The sequence below is a fragment of the Pseudoalteromonas sp. genome (assembly GCF_041613455.1).
In the GTDB taxonomy this organism is placed as follows: Bacteria; Pseudomonadota; Gammaproteobacteria; order Enterobacterales; family Alteromonadaceae; genus Pseudoalteromonas.
Map to the genome: position 1 here is coordinate 20,866 of NZ_JBFJHD010000006.1, position 22,811 is coordinate 43,676.

General features: G+C 43.3%; 23 protein-coding genes. 13 read left to right on the forward strand and 10 right to left on the reverse strand.

The genetic code is table 11. The features are described from left to right. Window positions 1-109: 109 nt before the first annotated feature. Window positions 110-1,582 carry a ketol-acid reductoisomerase gene (ilvC, locus tag ABYB02_RS01360; RefSeq protein ID WP_372760294.1) on the reverse strand — a complete coding sequence of 491 codons (1,473 nt, stop codon included), beginning with the start codon at window positions 1,580-1,582 and terminating at the stop codon, window positions 110-112. Window positions 1,583-1,717: 135 nt separating this feature from the next. Here ilvC and ilvY point away from each other — a divergent pair, with 135 nt between their 5' ends. The 5 genes from ilvY to ABYB02_RS01385 all read left to right on the forward strand — a co-directional run bounded on the left by ilvY (window position 1,718) and on the right by ABYB02_RS01385 (window position 6,012). Beyond that, window positions 1,718-2,623: an HTH-type transcriptional activator IlvY gene (gene ilvY, locus ABYB02_RS01365; protein ID WP_372760296.1), complete on the forward strand. Its 906-nt coding sequence runs from the start codon at window positions 1,718-1,720 to the stop codon at window positions 2,621-2,623. A gap of 209 nt (window positions 2,624-2,832) precedes the next feature. After that, a complete protein-coding gene (locus ABYB02_RS01370) occupies window positions 2,833-3,648 on the forward strand; it encodes a MipA/OmpV family protein (RefSeq protein ID WP_372760298.1) in 816 nt (271 codons plus the stop codon). A 1-nt stretch (window position 3,649) separates the two neighbouring features. Beyond that, window positions 3,650-4,027, forward strand: coding sequence for a DUF3019 domain-containing protein (locus tag ABYB02_RS01375; RefSeq protein WP_372760300.1), 378 nt, complete (start codon window positions 3,650-3,652; stop codon window positions 4,025-4,027). Between the two features lie 14 nt (window positions 4,028-4,041). Further along, window positions 4,042-4,734 carry a response regulator gene (locus ABYB02_RS01380; RefSeq protein WP_372760302.1) on the forward strand — a complete coding sequence of 231 codons (693 nt, stop codon included), beginning with the start codon at window positions 4,042-4,044 and terminating at the stop codon, window positions 4,732-4,734. A gap of 27 nt (window positions 4,735-4,761) precedes the next feature. Next, window positions 4,762-6,012 carry an ATP-binding protein gene (locus tag ABYB02_RS01385; RefSeq protein ID WP_372760304.1) on the forward strand — a complete coding sequence of 417 codons (1,251 nt, stop codon included), beginning with the start codon at window positions 4,762-4,764 and terminating at the stop codon, window positions 6,010-6,012. A gap of 82 nt (window positions 6,013-6,094) precedes the next feature. On the opposite strand, the gene ABYB02_RS01390 is transcribed toward ABYB02_RS01385, so the two are convergent. Beyond that, the gene (locus tag ABYB02_RS01390; RefSeq protein ID WP_372760306.1) at window positions 6,095-6,310 is read right to left on the reverse strand and encodes a putative quorum-sensing-regulated virulence factor; all 216 of its coding nucleotides are present in this window, start codon (window positions 6,308-6,310) and stop codon (window positions 6,095-6,097) included. Between the two features lie 270 nt (window positions 6,311-6,580). Continuing rightward, window positions 6,581-8,152: a cation:proton antiporter gene (locus tag ABYB02_RS01395; RefSeq protein ID WP_372760308.1), complete on the reverse strand. Its 1,572-nt coding sequence runs from the start codon at window positions 8,150-8,152 to the stop codon at window positions 6,581-6,583. A gap of 308 nt (window positions 8,153-8,460) precedes the next feature. On the opposite strand from ABYB02_RS01395, the gene ABYB02_RS01400 reads away from it, so the two are divergent. Further along, a complete protein-coding gene (locus ABYB02_RS01400) occupies window positions 8,461-9,204 on the forward strand; it encodes a sporulation protein (protein WP_372760310.1) in 744 nt (247 codons plus the stop codon). A gap of 174 nt (window positions 9,205-9,378) precedes the next feature. Beyond that, entirely contained in the window at window positions 9,379-9,828 is a 450-nt protein-coding gene (locus ABYB02_RS01405; protein ID WP_372760312.1) for a GNAT family N-acetyltransferase, read from the forward strand. Window positions 9,829-9,875: 47 nt separating this feature from the next. Here the strand turns inward: ABYB02_RS01405 and ABYB02_RS01410 are convergent, their stop codons facing one another. From ABYB02_RS01410 to ABYB02_RS01435, 6 genes are all read right to left on the reverse strand, one after another. Beyond that, window positions 9,876-11,231 carry a sodium-dependent transporter gene (locus ABYB02_RS01410; protein WP_372760314.1) on the reverse strand — a complete coding sequence of 452 codons (1,356 nt, stop codon included), beginning with the start codon at window positions 11,229-11,231 and terminating at the stop codon, window positions 9,876-9,878. A gap of 198 nt (window positions 11,232-11,429) precedes the next feature. Next, window positions 11,430-12,728: an ATP-binding protein gene (locus ABYB02_RS01415; RefSeq protein ID WP_372760316.1), complete on the reverse strand. Its 1,299-nt coding sequence runs from the start codon at window positions 12,726-12,728 to the stop codon at window positions 11,430-11,432. 7 nt (window positions 12,729-12,735) lie between these two features. Continuing rightward, window positions 12,736-13,440: a response regulator gene (locus ABYB02_RS01420; RefSeq protein WP_372760318.1), complete on the reverse strand. Its 705-nt coding sequence runs from the start codon at window positions 13,438-13,440 to the stop codon at window positions 12,736-12,738. Between the two features lie 12 nt (window positions 13,441-13,452). Then, entirely contained in the window at window positions 13,453-13,848 is a 396-nt protein-coding gene (locus ABYB02_RS01425; protein WP_372760320.1) for a DUF3019 domain-containing protein, read from the reverse strand. Beyond that, the gene (locus tag ABYB02_RS01430) at window positions 13,838-14,695 is read right to left on the reverse strand and encodes a MipA/OmpV family protein (protein WP_372760322.1); all 858 of its coding nucleotides are present in this window, start codon (window positions 14,693-14,695) and stop codon (window positions 13,838-13,840) included. The genes ABYB02_RS01425 and ABYB02_RS01430 overlap by 11 nt, the downstream gene beginning before the upstream one ends. A gap of 92 nt (window positions 14,696-14,787) precedes the next feature. After that, window positions 14,788-15,597, reverse strand: a complete 810-nt coding sequence (locus tag ABYB02_RS01435) for a hypothetical protein (protein WP_372760324.1) — start codon at window positions 15,595-15,597, stop codon at window positions 14,788-14,790. A gap of 114 nt (window positions 15,598-15,711) precedes the next feature. Here ABYB02_RS01435 and ABYB02_RS01440 point away from each other — a divergent pair, with 114 nt between their 5' ends. Together ABYB02_RS01440 and ABYB02_RS01445 are read left to right on the forward strand one after the other, a co-directional pair. Next, the gene (locus ABYB02_RS01440) at window positions 15,712-16,863 is read left to right on the forward strand and encodes a serine hydrolase domain-containing protein (protein ID WP_372760326.1); all 1,152 of its coding nucleotides are present in this window, start codon (window positions 15,712-15,714) and stop codon (window positions 16,861-16,863) included. After that, the gene (locus ABYB02_RS01445) at window positions 16,860-17,384 is read left to right on the forward strand and encodes a histidine phosphatase family protein (RefSeq protein ID WP_372760328.1); all 525 of its coding nucleotides are present in this window, start codon (window positions 16,860-16,862) and stop codon (window positions 17,382-17,384) included. Before ABYB02_RS01440 ends, ABYB02_RS01445 begins: the two co-directional genes overlap by 4 nt. Window positions 17,385-17,428: 44 nt before the next feature. Here the strand turns inward: ABYB02_RS01445 and yhbY are convergent, their stop codons facing one another. After that, on the reverse strand, window positions 17,429-17,725 hold the full coding sequence (yhbY, locus tag ABYB02_RS01450) for a ribosome assembly RNA-binding protein YhbY (protein ID WP_372760330.1): 297 nt from the start codon (window positions 17,723-17,725) through the stop codon (window positions 17,429-17,431). An 88-nt stretch (window positions 17,726-17,813) separates the two neighbouring features. On the opposite strand from yhbY, the gene rlmE reads away from it, so the two are divergent. From rlmE to glmM, 4 genes are all read left to right on the forward strand, one after another. Further along, window positions 17,814-18,443 carry a 23S rRNA (uridine(2552)-2'-O)-methyltransferase RlmE gene (gene rlmE, locus ABYB02_RS01455; protein ID WP_372760332.1) on the forward strand — a complete coding sequence of 210 codons (630 nt, stop codon included), beginning with the start codon at window positions 17,814-17,816 and terminating at the stop codon, window positions 18,441-18,443. A gap of 66 nt (window positions 18,444-18,509) precedes the next feature. Further along, entirely contained in the window at window positions 18,510-20,444 is a 1,935-nt protein-coding gene (gene ftsH, locus ABYB02_RS01460) for an ATP-dependent zinc metalloprotease FtsH (protein ID WP_372760334.1), read from the forward strand. A 103-nt stretch (window positions 20,445-20,547) separates the two neighbouring features. After that, window positions 20,548-21,390 (forward strand): dihydropteroate synthase, encoded by an 843-nt coding sequence (gene folP / locus ABYB02_RS01465; RefSeq protein ID WP_372760336.1) that lies wholly within the window; start codon window positions 20,548-20,550, stop codon window positions 21,388-21,390. Window positions 21,391-21,392: 2 nt separating this feature from the next. Continuing rightward, a complete protein-coding gene (gene glmM, locus ABYB02_RS01470) occupies window positions 21,393-22,742 on the forward strand; it encodes a phosphoglucosamine mutase (protein WP_372760338.1) in 1,350 nt (449 codons plus the stop codon). Window positions 22,743-22,811: the final 69 nt, after the last annotated feature.

Genomic DNA, 22,811 nt, shown 5'->3' on the forward strand with positions numbered 1-22,811 from the left:
ACTATTTAATTTGCGCGAGTGATCAATGCTGGACTGCAAAAACGAAAAAGCCCACTGCAAAAGCAAATGGGCTTGGTTTCTAACAAGTGAAACTTAGTGTGGCTTGGGATTAAACAATTTTCTTCATGGCCGACATGTAGCCACGTAATTTGGCGCCAACAATTTCAACAGGGTGTTCGCGCAAGGCACTGTTTATTTGGATCAAGGTTTGGTTATCGACTTGATTACTGTGCTCACCTAAGCCTTTGCCGATGACGTCGCTATCAATTTTTTGCATGAAATCTTGTAATAGCGGTAAACACGCATGGTTATATAAATAACAGCCGTATTCAGCAGTGTCTGAAATTGTGCGGTTCATTTCAAACAGCTTTTTACGAGCAATGGTGTTGGCTATTAACGGTGTTTCATGTAATGACTCGTAATAAGCCGACTCGGCAATGATGCCTGCTGCGGTCATGGTTTCAAATGCCAATTCTACGCCGGCTTTTACCATAGCAACCATTAAAATACCGTTGTCAAAAAACTCTTGCTCAGCGATTTCAACGTCGCCCGCCGGGGTTTTTTCAAACTGTGTTTCGGCTGTTTCAGCACGCCACTTTAATAGGTTAGCGTCATCGTTTGCCCAATCTTCCATCATTACTCGTGAGAAGGTACCATCAATGATGTCATCTTGATGTTTGTTGTACAGTGGGCGCATTATCTGTTTTAGCTCTTCACTTAACTCAAACGCTTTTACTTTAGCGGGGTTTGATAAGCGGTCTAGCATATTGGTAACGCCACCGTATTTAAGTGCTTCGGTGATCACTTCCCAGCCATACTGAATAAGCTTTGAGGCGTAACCGGCATCAATGCCTTTTTCAATCATTTTATCAAAGCATAAGATAGAGCCGGTCTGTAACATGCCACATAAAATAGTTTGCTCGCCCATTAAGTCAGACTTTACTTCAGCAATAAATGAAGACTTAAGGACGCCCGCACGATGCCCCCCGGTGCCCGCTGCATACGCTTTTGCTTGCGCTAAGCCGTGGCCTTGCGGATCGTTTTCTGGGTGTACTGCAATTAAAGTCGGTACGCCAAAGCCACGCTTGTATTCTTCACGTACTTCAGAGCCTGGGCACTTTGGTGCCACCATGATAACGGTAATGTCTTCACGTACTTGCATGCCTTCTTCAACAATATTAAAGCCATGTGAGTAAGCAAGTGTAGCGCCATGCTTCATTAATGGCATAATAGCGTTTACCACGGCAGTATGTTGCTTATCTGGAGTTAAATTAAGTACCACATCAGCGCTTGGAATTAGATCTTCGTAAGTGCCTACTGTAAAGCCATTTTCTGTGGCGTTTACAAATGATTGACGTCGCTCACTAATGGCTGAGTCACGTAGCGTATACGATACATCTAAGCCCGAATCACGCAAGTTTAAACCTTGGTTTAAGCCTTGTGCACCACAACCAACAATAACCAGTTTTTTACCTTTTAGCGCATTCACGCCATCGCTAAATTCACTCGCGTCCATAAATTCACATTGCGCTAATTGCGCCAATTGTTCGCGTAAAGGTAAGCTGTTAAAATAATTCGCCATGTTAGTATCCTATTAATTTCAGTTTGTTAGATATGTTGTAGTGTTTGCTTAACACCACCATATGAAAAATCTTTTCTTGCGTAAACTGATATATTTGCATTAGAGTGTTTCATAAAATGAAATGCAGATGCGGTTATGGATCATAAACATTTAAATTACTTTTTAGCGCTGGCGAAAACCTTACACTTTTCCCGTGCCAGCGAGCTGTGCCATATTAGTGCCCCCACCTTGAGCCGTAATATTAAGCAACTCGAAGATGAAGTGGGGGTGATGCTATTTTTACGCGATAACCGCAGTGTGAAGCTAACTCGTGAAGGTGTGGCGTTTATTGATTATGCCACCTCAACTTTGGCTAACTGGCAGCACTTTAAGACCCACTTAACCGAGCCTCAGCAACATATTTATGGCAATGTCAGTATTTATTGCTCGGTCACGGCCTCCTATAGCTTTTTACACCATATTTTAGAGCAGTTGCGCGCCCATCATCCGCATATTGAAATTACCTTAAATACCGGCGATCCTGCACTGGCGATTAATCGCGTATTAGATGGTCATGAAGCAATGGCGATTGCCGCGCGTCCCACTAAGTTACCGGCGCAAATAGCCTTTGTTAAAATAGGGCATACACCGCTGGTCTTTATTGCACCGAAAATACCGTGCCCAATCACTGAAAAGTTAGCTAGTACGGCAAAGCAAATAGATTGGTCGGCGCTTGAGTTCATTGTTCCCGAGCAAGGTTTTTCTCGGCAACGGCTAGAGCAATGGTGGCGTAAAAATAATGTGCATGGCAAAATTTATGCACAAGTGGCGGGGCATGAAGCCATAGTGTCTATGGTAAGTTTAGGGCTAGGTATCGCGATGATCCCCAAAATAGTATTAGATAACAGCCCACTACAAGACAAAGTCCAAGTGCTATCAACTGACACTGCCGCCCCTAGTGGCATTGATATCGGCTTGGCGGTGTTACATAAAGAATTAAACGACCCTGCCATTAGTGCGCTGTGGAATATAGCGCAAAATATGGGAGAAAAAGTGCTGTAGCGCAGTACCGTAGACTAAGTTAGCGATAAAAGAGGAAAGTGCAGCTGAAGCAAACTCAGGGTAATTGTATTAAAATTGTTAACAGTTGTAATTGACTAAAGCTTGTTTTCATTGCGCTTGCTACTATCAGCTTATAATCACGCTTTACACTCATAATAATCATGCGGCTTTATTCAATACACAACTCCATTTACTCAGTGTTTTTTTTCATGCTTAGTTTATCTGCCAGCGCTTCCGCGCAAAGTGATAACACGGTGCAGCCGCAAATAGCGACAGAACAGCTACACTTAAGTATTAACCTAGGAGCCGGGGTGATTACTAACCCTTTAAAGGGCGGCACTAATATCCCGCTGGTGGTGGTGCCGCAGTTGGCTTATTATGCCCAGCAGTGGTTTTTTGATAATGGCCGCGTAGGGTTTAGCGTTAAACAAACACAGCAACATAACCTCAATATTGTGGCGGAATTAAACCCCGAATCACGGTTTTTTATTGACTGGCATCCAAGCAATTTGTTTGCGTTAAAAAATACCAGCTCAAGTGAAGCTGTTTATCAGGCGTCGCAGGACAACTCGCCTTTAATTAGTATTAAAACCACACATAAACGTAAATTAGCACTCGATGCCGGCATCAGTTATAGCTATGTTTTACAGCAACAGCTATTTTCCATACAAGCCTTGCAAGATATGAGTGGGGTTTATAATGGTTGGCGAGCAGCGCTGCAATGGCAGTATTATGCCCACTTTGATAAGTTGACATTAAAACCCACTTTAGGGGTTAACTATAAATCAGCTCAGTTAAATGACTACTTTTATGGCCTACATGGTAATGAATCACCTTTAGGTGAAATAGTCGTTGGTAGTAGTTGGCAACCTTATGCTAAAATCGACGCCCGCTGGCGCCTGAGCGCAGCAAACGCTGTTCGTTTTCATGTAGCATATTATGACTATTCGGCTGTCGATAGTAGTCCGCTGTTCGAACGTCATTATTCAACGACTGCCTTTATAGGATTTGAACATACTTTTTAATATGAAGTATCTAATCTTAATCGTGTTTACTGCCTCACTATTTAGTGGCGTGAGTATGGCAAAAACAACGATGCTCTATGTATCTCCCAAAGTCTGTGTGGTCTCTGAACAACAAGATTTTTGCGATGTTAATTTGCAGTTTAGCTGGCAACAGGCCAGCGCCAATGATGTCTGTTTATATCAACACACCACGCAAATTAAATGCTGGCAACAGCAGCAAACAGGCCAGTTTAATTATAAAGCGCGTGTTCAGGTGGAGACCCTATACTCCCTGATCAATCCTCATACCGGTGCCTCGCTTGCAAATGTACTTGTTGAAGTACAAAGCGCCCATGCTAAAAAACAGTATCGGCTTCGTTCACCGTGGAGTTTCTTTTAATTTAGGAGTGGTTAATGCCAAAAATATTACTTGTTGAAGATGATCTTGGCTTGCAACAGCTAACCAAAGATTACCTAGAGAACAATGGCCTCGAAGTCGCTGTGCTGGATCGTGGTGACGAAGTATTTGCTTTTTTAGAAACTAATCAGGTCGATCTGATTATTTTAGATGTGATGTTACCGGGTAAAGATGGTTTTAGTGTTTGCAGACAAGTGCGCGACAAATACACTACACCTATTTTAATGCTTACCGCTAAAGGTGAAGACTTTGATCAAGTTATTGGCTTAGAGCTCGGTGCCGATGACTACGTGATCAAACCGGCTGAGCCGCGTGTGCTATTAGCCAGAATAAGTGCGTTATTACGCCGTGGCCAAGCGCCAATAAAAACCTCGGAAGAGTTACAGTTTGGCGACTTATTTATCGATAAAACCAGTCGTATTGTTAAATTGGCCGATAACGAAATTGTGCTTACCTCACACGAGTTTGAGCTGCTGTGGTTGTTAGCATCCAATGCCGGAGAAGTGCTGAGTCGCGAACATGTCCATCAACATATGATAGGGCGCCAATACGACGGCCTAGATCGCACCGTGGATGTGCGAGTATCCAGAATTCGTAAAAAGCTCGGTGATAACAGCGACAAACCGTATCGTATTAAAACGGTATGGGGACAAGGCTATTTATTTGTCTCTGACGCATGGGGAAAATAATTTAATGCTGACTGTTAGGCTGTTTTAATGGGAAAGCTGTTTATAAGCCTATACGTTTACATTATTGTGTCACTGTTTATTGTCAGTGGTGTTATTGAGCAGCTGTGGCCGTATGAAGAGTCGCAGCAGGCGCATTTTCTAGATAATCAATTTGGCCAATCTTTATGGCTATTATCGCAAACTAGTGATGGGCTTGAAAAATTACAACAGCACTTTTCAAGCCAAATCATTGCCCCGCGTGATTTAATGTTACCTGCTGAACAACAAGCGCAGTTAGCCAAAAATCACTACCTCCCTTTATACGACAATCAACAACGCGTTGTATGGTATGTGCAGCTTAATGCTGAGCAATTATTGCAAGTAGGCCCGATTGGGGGAGCGGTTAAGTCATCCAATTCAGTATTAGCCTACTTATTATTGCTCATTATTGTGGGGATACCGGTTGGCCTGTGGAGCTTTTTACTGTGGCGTGACTTTGCCAAACTGCGTCATGCGTGCGAGGCTGTGGGGGGGGCACAAGACTTTCAGTTGAGCAGCAGTTCAAAATCACTGTTTTTACCCATCACCGACACATTGCATGTTATGCAGCAACGCATCGAGTTTTTATTAACTGCACAACAAGAGCTCACCTCCTCGGTATCGCACGAATTTAGAACCCCCTTAGCGCGATTGAAATTTGCTATTGCCATGTTGCAAGACCGCTTAGCAGACGAGAAGGCAGCAACTTACTTAGCAAATATGCAGCGTGACATTTATGAGCTTGAATCTTTAGTTTCTGAAATGCTTGAATATGCGCGTCTAGACTCGCAACAACCTAGTTTACAGCTGATGGATTGCGACTTAGTAGCACTGCTCACGACGGTGATGGAAAAGCTGAGTTTTGGCGCCAACATACACATAACTAGTCAGCTTCCTGCGCACTTGAAATATCGCTGTGATAGTCACTTTATGGCTCGTGTGATGCAAAATTTAATTGGTAATGCGTTAAAGCATGCCAGCAACCATGTGCAGCTTTCACTGACGACAACAGACAGTGATATTCAGTTAATTGTGGAAGACGATGGCAGTGGGATTGCTCATAATGAACGCGAAAATGTGTTCAAACCCTTTACCCGTTTAGATAAAAGCCGCGATAAAAAGACTGGTGGTTTTGGTTTAGGGCTCGCCATTGTTAATAAAATAGTGACTTGGCACCAAGGAAAATGCGAAATAGCAGATACCCCATTAGGCGGCGCGAAATTCATTGTGAGCTTACCAATAAAAAAAGCGCCACTTTAACAAGGGCGCTTTTTGCGGTTAAAAACCAAAATCAACAAGTAGCAAATAAATAGACTCAGAATGGCTGATAAAGTTCCTGATTTTATTTTTTTTCTAATAAGGGCATTAGCATTGGCTCTAGGCCATTGAGTTTTACCTCATACATCATTGCCAGTTGACTGCCCAGCAAGGTATCGGGAAAGCCTTGTTGTTTAAACCACACTAAATAAGGCTCGGGTAATAGCAGCAAAGGTCGGCCGGCATACTTACCAAACGGCATAATAGTATTAATAGCGACTTTGAGTTGTTTCGCATCCATAGGTCTGTCTGATTGTGTAAAGCATAGCTAAGTGTAAGGGATTTGCGGCAGATAAAATAGGCTGTGACGGGCAAGTAACAGCCTATTGTTGAAGAGAGTAGGCTCTCAATTAAATTGCTATTGGTAACACAGAGTTAGCTGGAGTCTAACGCTGTGTAGAGACGCGGCTCTTAGATACCAATGACGCCTAGTTTACCCTTTTTTTCGGCGCGTAGCCCATTAGCATGTAAAAGAATGTAAACCAGCCTGCAGTAAGCAGGCAAAGTAGGCTTAAGAGAATAACTTGTGTTTAACATGCTCAGCAAAGCCACTACCGGCTTCTAGGTAAAAGTTATAGGTGGAATCAACTCCCATATCTTCAAGCTCTTTTTGCTGATCTGGGTAGTTGGCAATCGCGGTCACTTGGCCGTCATACCCCGACGCTTTTAATTGCTCTAAGGCAAAAATATTTTGCATATGCTGTGGCATAGTTAGCATTACCATTTCAACTTGTGAGTGATTAACGCGTTGCCAAAAATCAGGATCGGTGGCATCGGCAAGCAGTACCTTTCTACCTCGTTTAATATGCTTATCTACAACTTCAGGTTTTATATCAATGCCGGCAACAAATTGCGCATGGGATTTATTGATGGTTTCGTAGGCACCGGTACCAATGCGGCCCATGCCAAAGATAACCACTTTAGTATTGCTGAGGTTAACAGGTAGCTCTTCAGCTAAGCGGGTTTTGCTTTCGAACTTTAATAGCCAAGGTTCAATTTTACTGTAAATGTCGTTAGCGCGTTTATTTAGTGGCGAAGCAATAATAAAGGTAATTGAAACGGCAATAGCGATTACCGCTAACCACTCAGAGGTGATCATGCCCGTTGCAGCGGCTACCGCACAGACGATTAAACCAAACTCGCTAAAATTGGCTAAGCTAAATGTGGTTAATAATGAGGTACGCGCGCGCAAATTAAACATATTAGTAAATACATAATACAACAGCGTTTTAAAGGGTAATATTAACACCAATACTAACGCTGCAAGTAACGAGCTGGTCGTCAGCTCAGCGTTTAGACCTATGGTTAAGAAAAAACCAACCAGTAAAATGTCTTTCAAATTAAGCAGTGACTTAGACAGCTCACTGGCTTTTTTGTGAGGGGCAATCATCATTCCGATAATTAGCGCCCCTAAATCACCTTTTAAGCCCACCCATTCAAATGCGTGATAACCGGCAACCAGTGCAAAGAAAAAGCCAAATAAAGGCAATAATTCGCCATGCTTAGAGCGATTAAGTATCCAGCCCATCACAGGACGCACTAAAGGCAAAGAAATAATCAGTAATAAGGCCCAAAAATTAGGGATTTTACCGGTGCTGATAGCCAAAAACACCACGGCAAAAATATCTTGCATAACTAAAATGCCAATGGCCACTTTACCGTGTAAGCTGCCCATTTCACCACGTTCTTCAAGCACTTTAACGGCAAAAACGGTACTAGAAAAACTCAATGCAAAGCCGATTAATAAGGCACTTTTCCAGCTTAAGTCAACAAATAGCGGCAGTGCAAATAAACTCAGTAATAACATAAAACTGCTAAATAGTGCGCTACTTAAAATGATATGCAGAGTGGCCGAAGCCCACACTTGCGGCTTCATTAAGTTATGTACTTTAAGCTTTAAGCCAATACTGAATAGCAGTAGTGTTACCCCAAGAGTGGCGATGGTATTAAGTAATTCCGTGCTTTTATAGCCTGCTAAATTGAGTGCAAATCCCGCAAGTAAGAAGCCAATCAGAGGGGGCAGTTTTAGCTGATAAACAGCAAAACCACAGATAAACGCGGCGGCAAAGTAAATGAGTTCCATAATTATTACTATCACTTTATTTGGTGTTGTAGTTTAGCGAAAAAGTCGAGGCATTAAAATAAATATAGGCAGATAGTGCTATTTAATTAGCCTATAACGCGCGGGCAGTTTGGTTAACTGGATACACAGTTTCAAGCAGTGTTTGTGAGTGGGTGTATAAAAAAACGCCATTTAGCACTTATTTAATCGTAAACAGCATGTAAATAGCAGTTTTTCACTGACAAGAGCAATTAAATATGGTTAAGATGCGCTAACGACGGAGTTTAAGCGTGGGCAAATAACCGAGCCGCCCAGCTTAGGAGAAAAATATGTTTAAAAAGATTTTAGCATCAGTAGGCATAGGTGCCGCCAAAGTTGACACTATTTTAGAAACAGAGCATTTACAGCCCGGACAAATATTTAATGCAAAAATCGTGATTACCGGGGGAGATGTAAGCCAGCAAATTTCAGGATTAGATTTACTGTTAATGACACGCGTTAAAGTATCGAGTGAAGACAGTGAATATTTTACAAATCATGTTATCGAACAGTGGCGCATTACAGATATTGGCACTATTGAGCCGGGCGAAGTAAAAGCCATTCCCTTTCAAGCACGACTGCATTCAGAAACGCCAATCACCGAAATTAACGCCGGTTATAACCAATCACATGTGTGGCTAGAAACCGGTGTTGATATTGATTTAGCATTTGATCCAAGTGATAAAGACTCTCTGCATATTTATCCCAATGAAGCAGTTAAAACATGTATGCAGGCGATGGAAAAACTTGGCTTTAGTTTAACTAAGGCCGATGTAGAGCAAGGCCATTTACGTGCATCTACCTTTCAGTCTGTATCGGGTTGCTATCAAGAGCTTGAGTACAAGCCGAATAGCCGCAGCTTATTTGGCATTCAAGAAATTGAATTGTCCTTTATTCCTGAAGCGCATAAAACCCATGTATTAATTGAACTGGACAGAGCTTTTCGAAGCGATGGCTATGTTGATTTAACCATAGAGCATGATCATGTCAACTTATCGCAATTATGCGATCAGCTAGAGCGGTTATTTACCTAACTGAGTGAGACATTAAACGGTATCAAAACCCAGCGCTCGCTGGGTTTTTAATGCCTGTAATAGCGGGATATTAAATGCTTCACTCATGCTTGATGCAATGATGTTGCGTAATTTTAAATAATACTCAGCCTATGCTTTACGGTATGGGCTTTTTAGTAGCCAACAGGAGTTACAATGGTATTTCAATGTAAACCATTTATAGCGCTTGATACACACAGTTTATTTACTATCATGCGCGGCCGCGTTGATGTGTTTGTGGTGGAGCAAATGTGCCCTTATCCAGAGCTTGACGAGCATGATATTGCAGCCACTACGCAGCATCTCTATTACCTAGCAGGTGAACGCTTGTTAGCTTATGCGCGCTGCTATGAAAAAAACGCCAACTACAGTGCGATTGGGCGTGTGCTGGTCAATAAAACAGAGCGTGGCAAAGGGCTGGCTCAGCAGCTAGTTGCTGAGGCCATTAACTGCTGTAAAAGCCAATGGCCCGACCGCGATATTTATATTGGCGCGCAAACGTATTTACTCGATTTTTATCGTGGCTTTGGTTTTAACACGGTTAACGCAGCATATTTGGAAGATGGCATTGCCCATCAAGATATGATTTTGCAATTAGCTCGTTGAGCAAAAAGCCCACAAAAGTGGGCTTTTTTGTGCGAATAGTAAAAAGGCTAGCTTAATAAAGAATGAAGAAACACCAGGCCTATGGCAATTGGACAAACAAATTTAGTGTACCAAGGCCACACCTTCCAAAATAGCGTGTTATGTACCTCAGGGTTACCTTGTTGAATCGCTTTAAGTAGCGAGCCTCGTGACCAAATCCAGCCCACGTAAATACAACACATTAGTCCAAGTAATGGCTGCGCTACTTTAGTGGTCAAGGTGATCACTAACCCAAATAAGGTACCTAGGTTACATACTATGGTGATGCTGACCAGTGTAATAAGCGCACCAATCAGCCAAGTGGCTTGTATACGGCTCAGTGCAAAGCGCTCTACGGTATATGAAACCGGTGCTTCAAGCATAGAAATAGACGAGGTGAGTGCGGCAATACTCATCAGTGCAAAAAAAGCAAAACCAACAAACAGTCCCATCCCCCCCATGCCCTCAAATAAAGCGGGTAACACTTGAAATACTAAGGTGTCCTCAGAGAGCAACTTACCTGTGGTGGGTGAAAAAATTTCGATGCCTTGTGCTTGTGCGACATACATAGCCGGAATAATTAATAGCCCAGCGACAAAAGCAATAAACACATCAATTAAGGTTACATAAGCACCGAGTGAAACGAGGTTTTCTTTTTGGCTTATGTAGGAGCCGTAAATAATCATCACACTGGTGCCCAGCGATAATGAGAAAAATGCTTGGCCAAGCGCGCTTACTAATAAGGTTGGATCAAAAATAGATGAAAAGTCGGGCACTAAATAGGCTTTTAAGCCAACAATGGCGCCATCTTGGGTCATTACATAGGCAATTAGAGCAAATAAAATTGCCAGTAATGCGGGCATTAAACGTTTCGACCATTTTTCGATGCCGTTTTCTACACCACGACTAATAATTGCTACCGTTAATACGATAAACAGCACAGTAAATAAAATGTTGCGACTAAGTGATTGCTCACTTAACCAGCTTGACGCGGCATTGGCGCCGACTAAGCTGGCTACTGGCTCTGCGGTGGCACTGAGCATCCAACCGGCCACGATAGCATAAAAGCTTAAAATGAACCCAGCGCATAAAATACCGCCAAAACCAACGATAAACGAAAAGTGTTGCTGCCATGGGCGATTGGAAATTTTTCTTAAAGAGCTAACTGCATTAGCCTGACCATGACGACCAATCATTAGTTCCGCCATTAAAGCCGGATAGGCTAAAAAGAACGCCAACACTAAATAGGCTACCAAAAATGCGGCGCCCCCATTGCTTGCGGTTTGTGTAGGGAATCCCCAAATATTACCTAAACCCACGGCAGAGCCGGCGGCGGCCATAATAAACCCAAAGCGAGAGCTGAACTCACCTCTTACTGCACTCATATTATTATACTTCTCTATTTTTCAACGGCGCTGACAATCTACTGGAAATGTAAAAAAATAAAAAGTGCTTATTCGCTGATTTAGCACAATTAACGGATTAAATTACGGTTAAAGCGTAGCAATTTATATTTTATTACGGCTATTGTTGAATTAACAAACTGATATTGTTTAATAAATGTTAATTACAGTGTGTAGCATTTACTTTACAGGGTGGTGATGTTGCGCTATTTTCAAGGTAAAGTAGGCGCCGCCTAAGTAGCAACTATGACTCACTTGCACATCACCGTGATGCCAGTCTGCCACCTTTGCTACAATAGCGAGTCCTAAACCATAACTTTGATCGGCCCGATTTCGGTGGTTTTTCTCACGGTAAAAAGGGCTAAATACCTTAGCGGCATTTTCATTGGCGACACCGGGGCCATCGTCTTCTACATTTATAATCAGCTCGTGCTCATTGAGCGCGGCGCTAATATAAATATGCTGCGCAGCAAAGTCACAGGCATTATTGATTAAGTTGGTTACCGCTCTGGCCAGCCAATGTAAATCGGCATAAATCACGTCATCGCTACAGCTTAGCTGGACGCTGAGGTTACGCGCCTGCAACTTAGGCGCAAGCTGCGTTAAAATATCTTCAAAATAGCTTTTCAATGAAGTGGTTGAGTAGGTTAGGCGGTTGGCATTTTGCTCTAACGTTGCAAATGCTAAGTAGCTTTTAAGCATAGATTCCATCTGATCGAGATCATTTTCCATGCGGGTTAAATACTGCTTTAACTTGGTTTTATCTGCGCATTCTAGGGCGGCATCTAAACCAAAGCGAAGGCAGGCAATGGGCGTGCGAATATCGTGAGAGAGGCTTGACGCCATTAGCTTGTTTTCAGCGACGAGTTTTTCTATTTGACTCGCCATGCGATTAAAAGTGAGTTCCACATCTTTGATATAAGTAAAGTGCGACACTTTTATGCGTGCATGTACATCGCCCGCGGCAAACTTTTTCGCCGCTTCATTTAATTGTGTTAAGCGTCGGCCTAACGGTAAAATAATAAAACCCATAACGACACACAAAGCGGCATAAAACAGTAAGGTCAGCATAATGTCGTTACGCTGCTCATGTTCAAACGAGCGCTCTAGGCGCATAGCTAAGTGATACGGGCTGATTGCTTGGCTGCTATAGAGCAAGTAAAAGCCTTGCTGATCTTCTAAGATTAATCCGCCATGATTGTACATTTGTTGTTGTAGTGCAGGGGCAAGCGCGACTGAGTCGGTGAGTTTATACTCTAGCGGTAGCTTAAAGTCAGTGGCTAACTGTTTTACGAAATGACTGCGTTCAGCGAGTGCGACAGCTTGTAATTGCTGACTAAAGCCTGCAATCACCTTGCTTTGCACACTAAACTCGTCTTGAGGAGAATGCGCTTGTTGGCTAAATGCATCAATTAACCAGCCTAAAATAATAATCGACAGCAGCGCGCTACTGAGTAGTGAAATATAAAACTTTTTCATTTAATGGCTACCACGCTGTGGTAACAAGCAAATAACCACGCCCCCAAATTGTTTTAATTTTTTCTGGGTTTTGTGGATCGTCATGAAACTTTTTACGCAACGCCGAGATCAGTACATCAACACTTCGGTCTAGGCCATCGTATTCACGGCCTTTGGTCGCTTTAAATACCGCATCGCGCGAGACAACCTGACCGGCATTACTGGCTAAATAGTGCAGCAATAAGTACTCGGCACTGGAAGTATTAATATCTTGGCCATTATAGGTGACATTTCGCGACGCACTATTAATTTGCAGTCCACCTACATTAATAATGTTTTGCTGGCTGTGAGGCTGGTGTGCTTCGTTGGCGTGCCTAAGTGCTGACTTAATTCTGGCGAGCAAAGCACGCGGTCGAATAGGCTTCATGATGTAGTCGCTAGCCCCCACTTCTAAGCCTATCACTTCGTCCATTTCGTCATCTCGAGCCGTGAGCATAATAATAGGAGCATGGTAAAAACTGCGCAGCTCACGACAAACACTGATACCGTCAAGACCTGGCAGCATAATATCGAGTAATACCAGCTGTGGGTTTAAAGTTTTTACCTGACCTACCACCTCATCACCACGATAACAAACATGTACCCCATAACCTTGCTCGGTTAAATACTCTGCTACCCATTGCGCTAGGGAGCTGTCATCTTCAACCAATAAAATAGTACCGTAATTATCCATAAGCCCTCTGATTTAAAATAATCGCCAGCGACGTTTTTTTTGTCTATTTTGATACACCCACTGCACCTTTACTTCGGTGGTGGCAATAACCTGAGAGGTATTGCTGTTTATGAGCTCAAATGACAGGCTTTGCTGTGCATCAAACGCATAGTGAAAGACCCCGTGCTGCTGCTTAAGCCAACACTGCATAATGTACTTAGAGGTCGCGTCACGCAGACAGTAATTTCCTATGTTAGCTTGTTGCCACGAAAGCGTAACTTCAGTATAGCAATGCCGTCCTTCACGCAGCGCTACACAGGTATCGGGTACTGCGCTGAGCATGGGCTCTGGCACTGTGGGGGTTTTAAGCTCTGCGTGTACTAAGCTTGGGTAGGCCAGTAATAAATACCAAAACCATCTAAAATACATAACGCAGGCCTACCTTGGCTTTGTGCTGATATCCTTGTGAGACAATGGGGCTGTCGTCAATTTCTTTGGAAAACCAAGTCGTCAGCCAGCCGGCTAAAAATACCCAGTCTTGATTGAGCGGGTATTCAGCGTGAAATTCGAGCATGATACTGCTACTGCTATTGGTTTTATAGCTGGGGCGAAACGCAGTCGCTTCACTTTTATCAATCCCAAAATAATAGTTGGTAAAGTCAGCGGAGTACGCAGTAAAGCCAATACCCGAGCGGAACTCCCAATTGCGCCAAGGCTGAATACGACTAAAAAATGAATTAAACATCCAGCCGTTGTGGGCACCGCTGATATCATGTAAGTATTCAAAAGAGATTTGCGAGCCTTGAAAGCGCCGCGTTAAGCGCAAGCCGCCATTAAAGTCGTAATGACGTTTTTTAATGCCGCGCAGTTGTTCAATAACGCCATTGTTATAAAACCCTAAGCCATTTTCATCAAAACCTGCTTGGGCATTGGTGCCGAGTAAATCCAGCTCCCAGTTAAACTTATTGAGTAGACTATAGCCTATAATAAGCCCGCCACTGAGCTGGTTATGATCAAAGTCGAGGTAAAAGTTATCATAAGCAATAGCCAGACTTAAATCGAGCTCAAGCCCATCATTATAGGAGTCCATTCCTACTAGGTAAGAGTCTTCTACATAATAACCGGCGCCGGCGCTCCAATCCCATGCAAAACCTTGACTGGGCACCAAAGTATTATCGGCGTAATAGCGGTTGCTCGCGCTACTTGGCATGCTAAATACACTGGCAAAGAATAAGCAGCCATAACAAAAAACATGACTTATTGGTGAGTGTTGCATGCTTAAACCTAATTAAGTGACTGTTAAAAAGCCAAGTATATTGTTAAACGAACGACTAAGTCTGTAAGTAAATGTAGCCGTATGCCTTATTGCTATAGCACCTTTATTTTGTCGATTAAGATACTGCTTAAATAAAACTGCATCATCGGGGTTAACGCACTGACCTCGGTACGGCTGCACGGGCCGTGTAATTTAGTTAGCGTGCTCAGCTGGCTCATTGTCTGGTATTCAGGAATAGCAACCGGGGTGTTACTTTTCGCCCGCGCTAAACGTGCCTGTTCGGTATTTTGTTGATGCACAAACGCCACCACTTCAAGTTCATTAGTGATTTTTTGCTCTTCACTAAAGCTATAAATAAGCGGCTCGCGGTGAAAACTGCTGCTGTCGAGTGACGATTTTGCAAACCATACCACATCACCAGAGGCTTTGTGGGTTAAGCGCATACTCACTTCGGCCAAAATAGTGGCACACTGTTGGGTTGGAAACTGTCGTGCTACTTTACCAAACAGTGGGTAGGGCTGTTCAGGTTGCTTAAGGGTATATTTTGTGTCTTCAATAAATGCAAGGTCAGCTTGGTGAATAGCCAGGGTGTAATCACTGTTGTGACTACTGGTTACTTTAAGTTGCTTGTCATTGAGTGCTTGGCTAATTTGTGCCAGTAAAGTGTCGGTTACGCTGGCTTTGTCGGTGATGATTTTAACCGTTTGATTTCTTTTTACCTTATGCGCCGGCAATTGCACCGATTTCACCTTAGGTGAATTATGCTGTGCTTGGTACTCTAATTGGTACGTTTGGCTTTTTAACAGGGGTTTTACAGGCACAGCTAATGGCTCAGCAGGCATTCTAGTGACAGCACAACCCGATGAAAATAAAATAAAAACTAACACAACTAAAAAACGCATAACAACTTCACACCCACTCAAAAGTCAATAATCGCCATATTGTACGTTAGTCCTAACAAAAGTTCATGATATTATATACAGAGAAATAATTAAAAGAAGAAAAAACAGCCTACAATGAAGTACGTTAACTGCCTGATTTATTCCTTATTTGCTTTATGCTTCATGACAACGACTACTGCGTTGGCGAATACTATTGATGCCGACTGGCAAGACTTTGTAAAGCAGTATGGGCGTTACGCAGAAAAAAAACTAAAAAGAAAAGGCATACCCGGTGCGGCGTTATCAATTGTGAATAGCCAAGCTAATGATTACATTCATACTATGGGCTACACTAAAGCGCGTAGCGGCCAAAAAGTAAATAAACATACCCGCTTTAGGCTTGCTTCTGTCTCTAAAACTTTTGCCGGTTCGTTAGCGGCAAAACTTGCTAGTGACGGTGTACTGGACTTATTTACACCGCTAAGCAGCTATATTCCCGAGTTTGTGAATACAGTTTACAAAGATAATTTAAAAGTATTTCATATTTTAAGCCACTCCAGTGGATTAGTGCCGAATGCCTACGATAACTTGATTGAATCGAGAATGCGTTACCCCGATATAGTGCAAAAGTTGCTTACGGTAGAGCCTATTTGTGAACCAGGGCAGTGTTACGGCTATCAAAATGTGATGTTTAGCTTGATTGATGATGTGATTTTACAAAGTACCAATAAAAGCTACACACAGTGGCTAACAGAGAGTATTTTCACCCCATTAAAGATGCACGATACCAGCCTAGGTTTTGACGCTATGGTGCAAGATGACAATTATGCACACCCACATGTACGCGGCAAAAAGCGCTGGTATAGCGCAAAGTTAAAGCCAAATTATTATAAAGTAGCTCCCGCTGCTGGGGTAAATGCCAGTGCGGCCGATATGGCAATATGGTTAAAAGCGCAATTAGGGCAATATCCTGAGGTGTTATCACTTGACGCATTAGCTGCGCAAACTCGCCCCTACACCCATACCAAAAAAGAGCGCTACCGGCGCGTATGGAAAAGACACCTTAACGAGGCATACTATGGCTTAGGTTGGCGCGTGTATAATTATGATGATGAAACGCTGTATTATCACAGTGGCTGGGTTCAAGGCTATCGCACCGATTTAGTGGTGTTCCCGCATCTTAATGTTGGTTTTAGTTTAATTATTAATGCCGAAACAGGGGTTATTAATGAGCTCACCACCGAGTTTATTAACCGCTTACTGGAGTATAAGCGAGGGCAAAGATGATTCTAAAACAAACAGCGCTAATAATAGCGACGCTGCTTATAAATGTAATGAATAGCGCATCGGCGTATGCGGCGCCAGAGCAGATTTATTTATTTCGTCATGGCGAAAAACAAACGGGAAGTAACCCCGCATTAACAGCGCAAGGGGCTACACGTGCAGAGCACTTGGTGACATTATTACAACCGCATGCTGCAATCGAGCTGTTTAGTAGCAATTACATTCGTACTTTAGCGACTGCAGCACCGCTTGCGGAGCATTTTAACACCGCTGTTGAGGTGTATGATGCTCGTGACTTAGTGGCGCTTAAAGCGCAATTATTAACTTTGCAGGGTGTTGTCGTTGTCATAGGCCACAGCAATACCACACCGCAGCTGGCTGCGTTATTAGCAAAAAGTGACGTTGCATTGATGTCAGAGCAGCAATATTCGCTGTATTATTTGCTTAGTAAGCAAAGGGATACTGAAGACTATGCAATCAACGCATTAACCATGCAGTTAACGGCAGAAAAAAACCAGCACTAGGCTGGTTTTTTATTACTCGCAGTAACGCAGCACTGTTACGTTATTTAGCCACGCGGTAAGTGAATTTTCTTTTCGGCGCTTTGGCGGTAAAGCACAATAGTGTGGCCGATTGATTGTAATTTAGTCGCCCCGGTTTCACGTACAATTGCGTCAAAAATAAGCGCTTTAGTTTCGCGATCGTCGGTAGGCACCTTCACTTTGATTAATTCGTGAATTTCTAAGGCGCTTTGTATTTCTACAACTACACCTTCGGTTAAACCGTTAGAACCTAGTAAAACTACGGGCTTCAGGCTATGTGCCTGACCTTTTAAAAACTGCTTTTGTTTGTTTGATAATGTCATGTTTCTACAAATTTTGCTGAATATGGCTTGAATTAAGGGTATTCTACCGCCATCTAAACAATATTACTAATTAGTTGCGTGTTAATTTATGACAAATAAAAAACAGTCAGCCAGTTCACAGCGATGGTTGAAAGAACATTTTGACGATCAATATGTTCAGCAAGCGCAAAAACAAGGCTGGCGCTCTCGAGCTGTTTTCAAATTAGATGAAGTACAAAAGAAAGATAAATTACTCCGCCCAGGTATGACCGTCGTCGATTTAGGGGCTGCGCCGGGGAGTTGGTCACAATATTTGGCTGAAAAGGTGGGTGATAAAGGCCAAGTTATAGCCTGTGATATTTTGCCGATGGATTCATTAGCGGGTGTTGACTTTTTACAAGGTGACTTTCGTGAAGAGGCAGTGTTAACTGCATTATTAAAACGTATTGATGGTAAAAATGTGGATGTGGTACTCTCTGACATGGCGCCAAATATGAGTGGCAATAATTCAGTCGACCAAGCTGGTAGCATGTACTTGGTGGAGCTTGCACTGGATATGTGTAATCAAGTACTAAAGAAAAATGGTGCATTTATTGTTAAAGTATTCCAAGGTGAAGGCTTTGATCAATACTTACAAGATGTACGTAATAGTTTTAAAGCAGTGAAGATACGTAAACCAGATGCCTCGCGCGCCCGTTCTCGGGAAGTATATATAGTAGCGACTGGATATAAACTGTAGTACAGTTGTTGGGCGTTTAGTTGAATTTAAATTAATTGGATACAAGAGGTTAACCCCTTGAGCGATATGGCGAAAAATCTAATACTCTGGCTGGTTATTGCAGTTGTGCTGATGTCAGTATTTCAGAGCTTTAATGGTGGCGATCAAGTTGATCGTCAAACAAGTTACAGTCAATTTGTTAAAGATGCCCGAAACGGCTCGATACAAGAAGTGGCTATTGAAAGCACCAGTGGCACTATCACCGGTACTAAAACCAGCGGCGAACGTTTTCAAACGATTATGCCAATTTATGACAAAGACATTTTAAATGATTTGTTGAAAAGTGACGTGAATGTTAAAGGGGTTAAACCCGAAGAGCAGTCATTTTTAGCGAGTATTTTTATTTCTTGGTTCCCAATGATCTTGTTAATTGGTGTGTGGATTTTCTTCATGCGTCAAATGCAAGGTGGGGGCGGTAAAGGCGCCATGTCATTTGGTAAAAGCAAAGCACGGTTAATGAGCGAAGATCAAATTAAAACCACCTTTGCTGATGTTGCTGGTTGTGATGAAGCCAAAGAAGACGTGTCTGAACTGGTCGATTTTTTACGTGATCCATCAAAGTTCCAAAAACTCGGTGGCAGTATTCCTAAAGGCGTACTGATGGTGGGTCCTCCTGGTACCGGTAAAACGTTACTTGCTAAAGCTGTTGCTGGTGAAGCAAAAGTGCCGTTCTTTACAATTTCAGGTTCAGACTTTGTGGAAATGTTTGTCGGTGTGGGTGCATCGCGTGTACGAGACATGTTTGAGCAAGCGAAAAAAGCCGCACCGTGTATCATCTTTATCGATGAAATTGACGCGGTTGGTCGTAAACGTGGCGCAGGAATGGGCGGCGGAAATGACGAACGCGAGCAAACATTGAACCAAATGCTAGTTGAAATGGATGGCTTTGGTGGTAACGAAGGTATTATCGTTATTGCAGCAACAAACCGCCCTGATGTATTAGACCCAGCGTTACTACGTCCAGGTCGTTTTGACCGTCAAGTTGAGGTAGGTTTACCGGATATTCGTGGTCGTGAGCAAATACTTAAAGTGCATATGCGCAAAGTGCCATTAGGCGACAACGTAGAAGCGGCGGTAATTGCACGCGGTACACCGGGTTTCTCGGGGGCTGATTTAGCAAACTTAGTAAACGAAGCCGCATTATATGCAGCACGCGGTAATAAACGCGTGGTGAGCATGGCTGAATTTGATGCCGCTAAAGATAAAATCATGATGGGTGCAGAGCGCAAGACCATGGTGATGAGCGAGCAAGAAAAAGAAATGACCGCCTATCACGAAGCGGGGCATGCGATTGTCGGCCGTTTAGTGCCACAACACGACCCTGTGTATAAAGTGTCGATTATTCCACGTGGCCGAGCACTCGGTGTGACGATGTATTTACCCGAGCAAGACCGTGTAAGTCACTCTAAAGAACTGTTAGAGTCAATGATTTCAAGCTTATATGGCGGCCGTATCGCTGAAGCGCTGATTTATGGTAACGATAAAGTCACCACAGGTGCGAGTAACGATATAGAACGTGCCACCGATATTGCCCGTAAAATGGTGACACATTGGGGGTTAAGTGAAAAGCTAGGCCCGTTACTTTACGCTGAAGATCAAAACGAGATGTATATGGGCGGTCGCGCTAATAGCATGTCGGATGAAACTGCGAAGGTAATAGACAGCGAAATTCGTTTATTCTCAGACCGTAACTATCAACGTGCTGAAACGATATTAAAAGAAAATATCGATATTTTGCACTCAATGAAAGATGCACTGATGAAGTACGAAACCATCGATGCGAAACAAATTGATGACCTAATGGCGCGTCAACCGGTACGTGAACCGCGTGATGCGCATGACCGTCATGAGAAAAAACCGGCTAGTGATACAGCGGCACCAGAAAAATTAGTTGATGAAAATCAAACACCAACTAGTGAAGTTAAAAAAGATGAAACAAATCTTGATGACAAAGCCGAATAATCGTTAAAATAGCGAAACTAAAAGCCCCGAACTTCGGGGCTTTTTTGTATTATGCAAATAACAATTAATCGAGTAATACACGTTAACCCCAACAAGGTTTGTAATGAATAAACTACTCAATTTGCCGCGCCAGCGCACGCTGGACTTGGCGCAGCCAGTCATAATGGGAATACTGAATGTAACCCCTGATTCGTTTTCAGATGGTGGGCAGTTTTTACACCCCGACATCGCATTACAACGCGCGTTACAGTTACTAGAAGATGGCGCCCAAATCATTGATATTGGCGGCGAGTCAACCCGCCCTGGTGCGCCCGAAGTGTGTGTTGAAGATGAACTTGCGCGTGTTATTCCCGCCATAACAGCGATTCGCGCAAAAAGTGATTGTGTCATTTCTATTGATACTAGCAAAACAGAGGTTATGCAGCAGGCTATTTTAGCCGGTGCCGATATCATTAATGATGTTCGCGCTTTACAAGCGCCCGGCGCCCTCGACGTGATCGCGCAATACCCGGATGTTGCCGTGTGTCTTATGCATATGCAAGGGCAGCCGCGCAGCATGCAAGCCGCCCCGCACTATGATGATTTAATGGGGGCTGTAAACGCATTTTTTACTCAGCGTATCGCAGCGTGCGAAACAGCGGGGATTAAGCGAACGCAGCTTATTCTGGACCCCGGTTTTGGCTTTGGTAAAACGCTCAGCCATAACTTTGAATTACTAGCGAAATTTAACGATTTTAAGCAATTTGATTTACCGCTGTTAGCGGGGTTGTCGCGTAAGTCGATGATTGGCAACTTATTAAAAAGAGAAACGAATGAGCGATTAGCCGGCAGTTTAGCCGGGGCATTAATCGCAGCACAAAACGGTGCGCATATTATTCGTGTACACGACGTAAAAGAAACGGCAGACGTACTCAATGTATTACACGCCTGCGAACAAGGAGTTTGAAAGTGAAACAAAGAAAATATTTTGGCACCGATGGTGTACGCGGCTTAGTGGGTGAACACCCTATAAACCCAGAGTTTGCAATGAAGTTAGGTTGGGCTGCAGGGCGAGTATTATCAGAAAATGGCACCAAAAAAGTAATCATAGGTAAAGACACGCGCATTTCAGGTTACATGTTAGAAACCGCATTACAATCGGGATTGATAGCTGCCGGTATTGATGTGGTGTTACTCGGTCCGATGCCAACGCCCGCCATTGCCTATTTAGCACAAACCTTTAGAGCCGAAGCCGGTATTGTAATTAGTGCCTCGCACAACCCTTATTACGATAACGGTATTAAGTTTTTTAATAGCCGTGGCTTAAAGCTCGATGATAAAGTAGAGCTGGAAATTGAAGCCATGCTGGACGAGCCAATGACCTGTGTTGCCTCTGATAAACTGGGTAAGGCAAGTCGCTTAACCAGTGCCGATGGCCGTTATATCGAATTTTGTAAAAGCCAATTTCCACAAGGTTTATCACTGGACGGAGTAAAAATTGTGTTGGATTGTGCCAATGGTGCAACCTACCACATTGCACCATCGGTGATGCGCGAACTTGGCGCTCAGGTGATCACCCACGCATGTGAGCCGGATGGCGTAAATATTAATCATGAATGTGGTGCCACTCATGTTGATACACTAAAGCGCAAAGTGCTTGAGCACAATGCTGATGTGGGTATTGCTTATGATGGTGATGGCGATCGTGTGATGATGGTGGACCATAATGGCCGCGTATTTGACGGCGATGATTTAGTCTATATTATTGCCTGCCAAGCAGCTCAAGATGATAACTTAGGCGGTGGCGTTGTCGGCACTGTGATGTCAAACATGGGGCTTGAAAATGCGTTAAAAGCGAAAGGCATTGAGTTTGCACGCAGTAAAGTAGGCGACCGTTATGTTATGGAGTTGCTACAGCAAAAAGGTTGGATCATCGGCGGTGAAAGCTCAGGACACGTGTTAAATCTTGACTTGATCAGCACCGGTGACGGCATTATTTCAAGCTTGCAAGTACTGGCCGCTATGGTTGCACAAAATAAAACCCTGCAAGATTTAGGCGCGGGCTTTACCAAGTACCCTATGAAAATGATTAACGTACGTTACACACCAGGCACCGATCCTACACAAGCACCCGCGGTATTAGCTGCAGTGGCAGAAGTGGAACAAAGCTTAGGCGAAAAAGGCCGTGTGTTACTGCGTAAATCAGGCACTGAGCCGGTGGTACGGGTGATGGTAGAAGCTGAACAAGAGAAGCTAGTGATCGATAGTGCGGAAAAAATTGCCGCAGTTGTCGAATCTATGAGCAAACAAACTGATTGAGAACAATAACCTCTTGTAACTTTAAGCGAGTCGAGTTAATATCTCGACCGCTTTCTCATATGGAGTGGA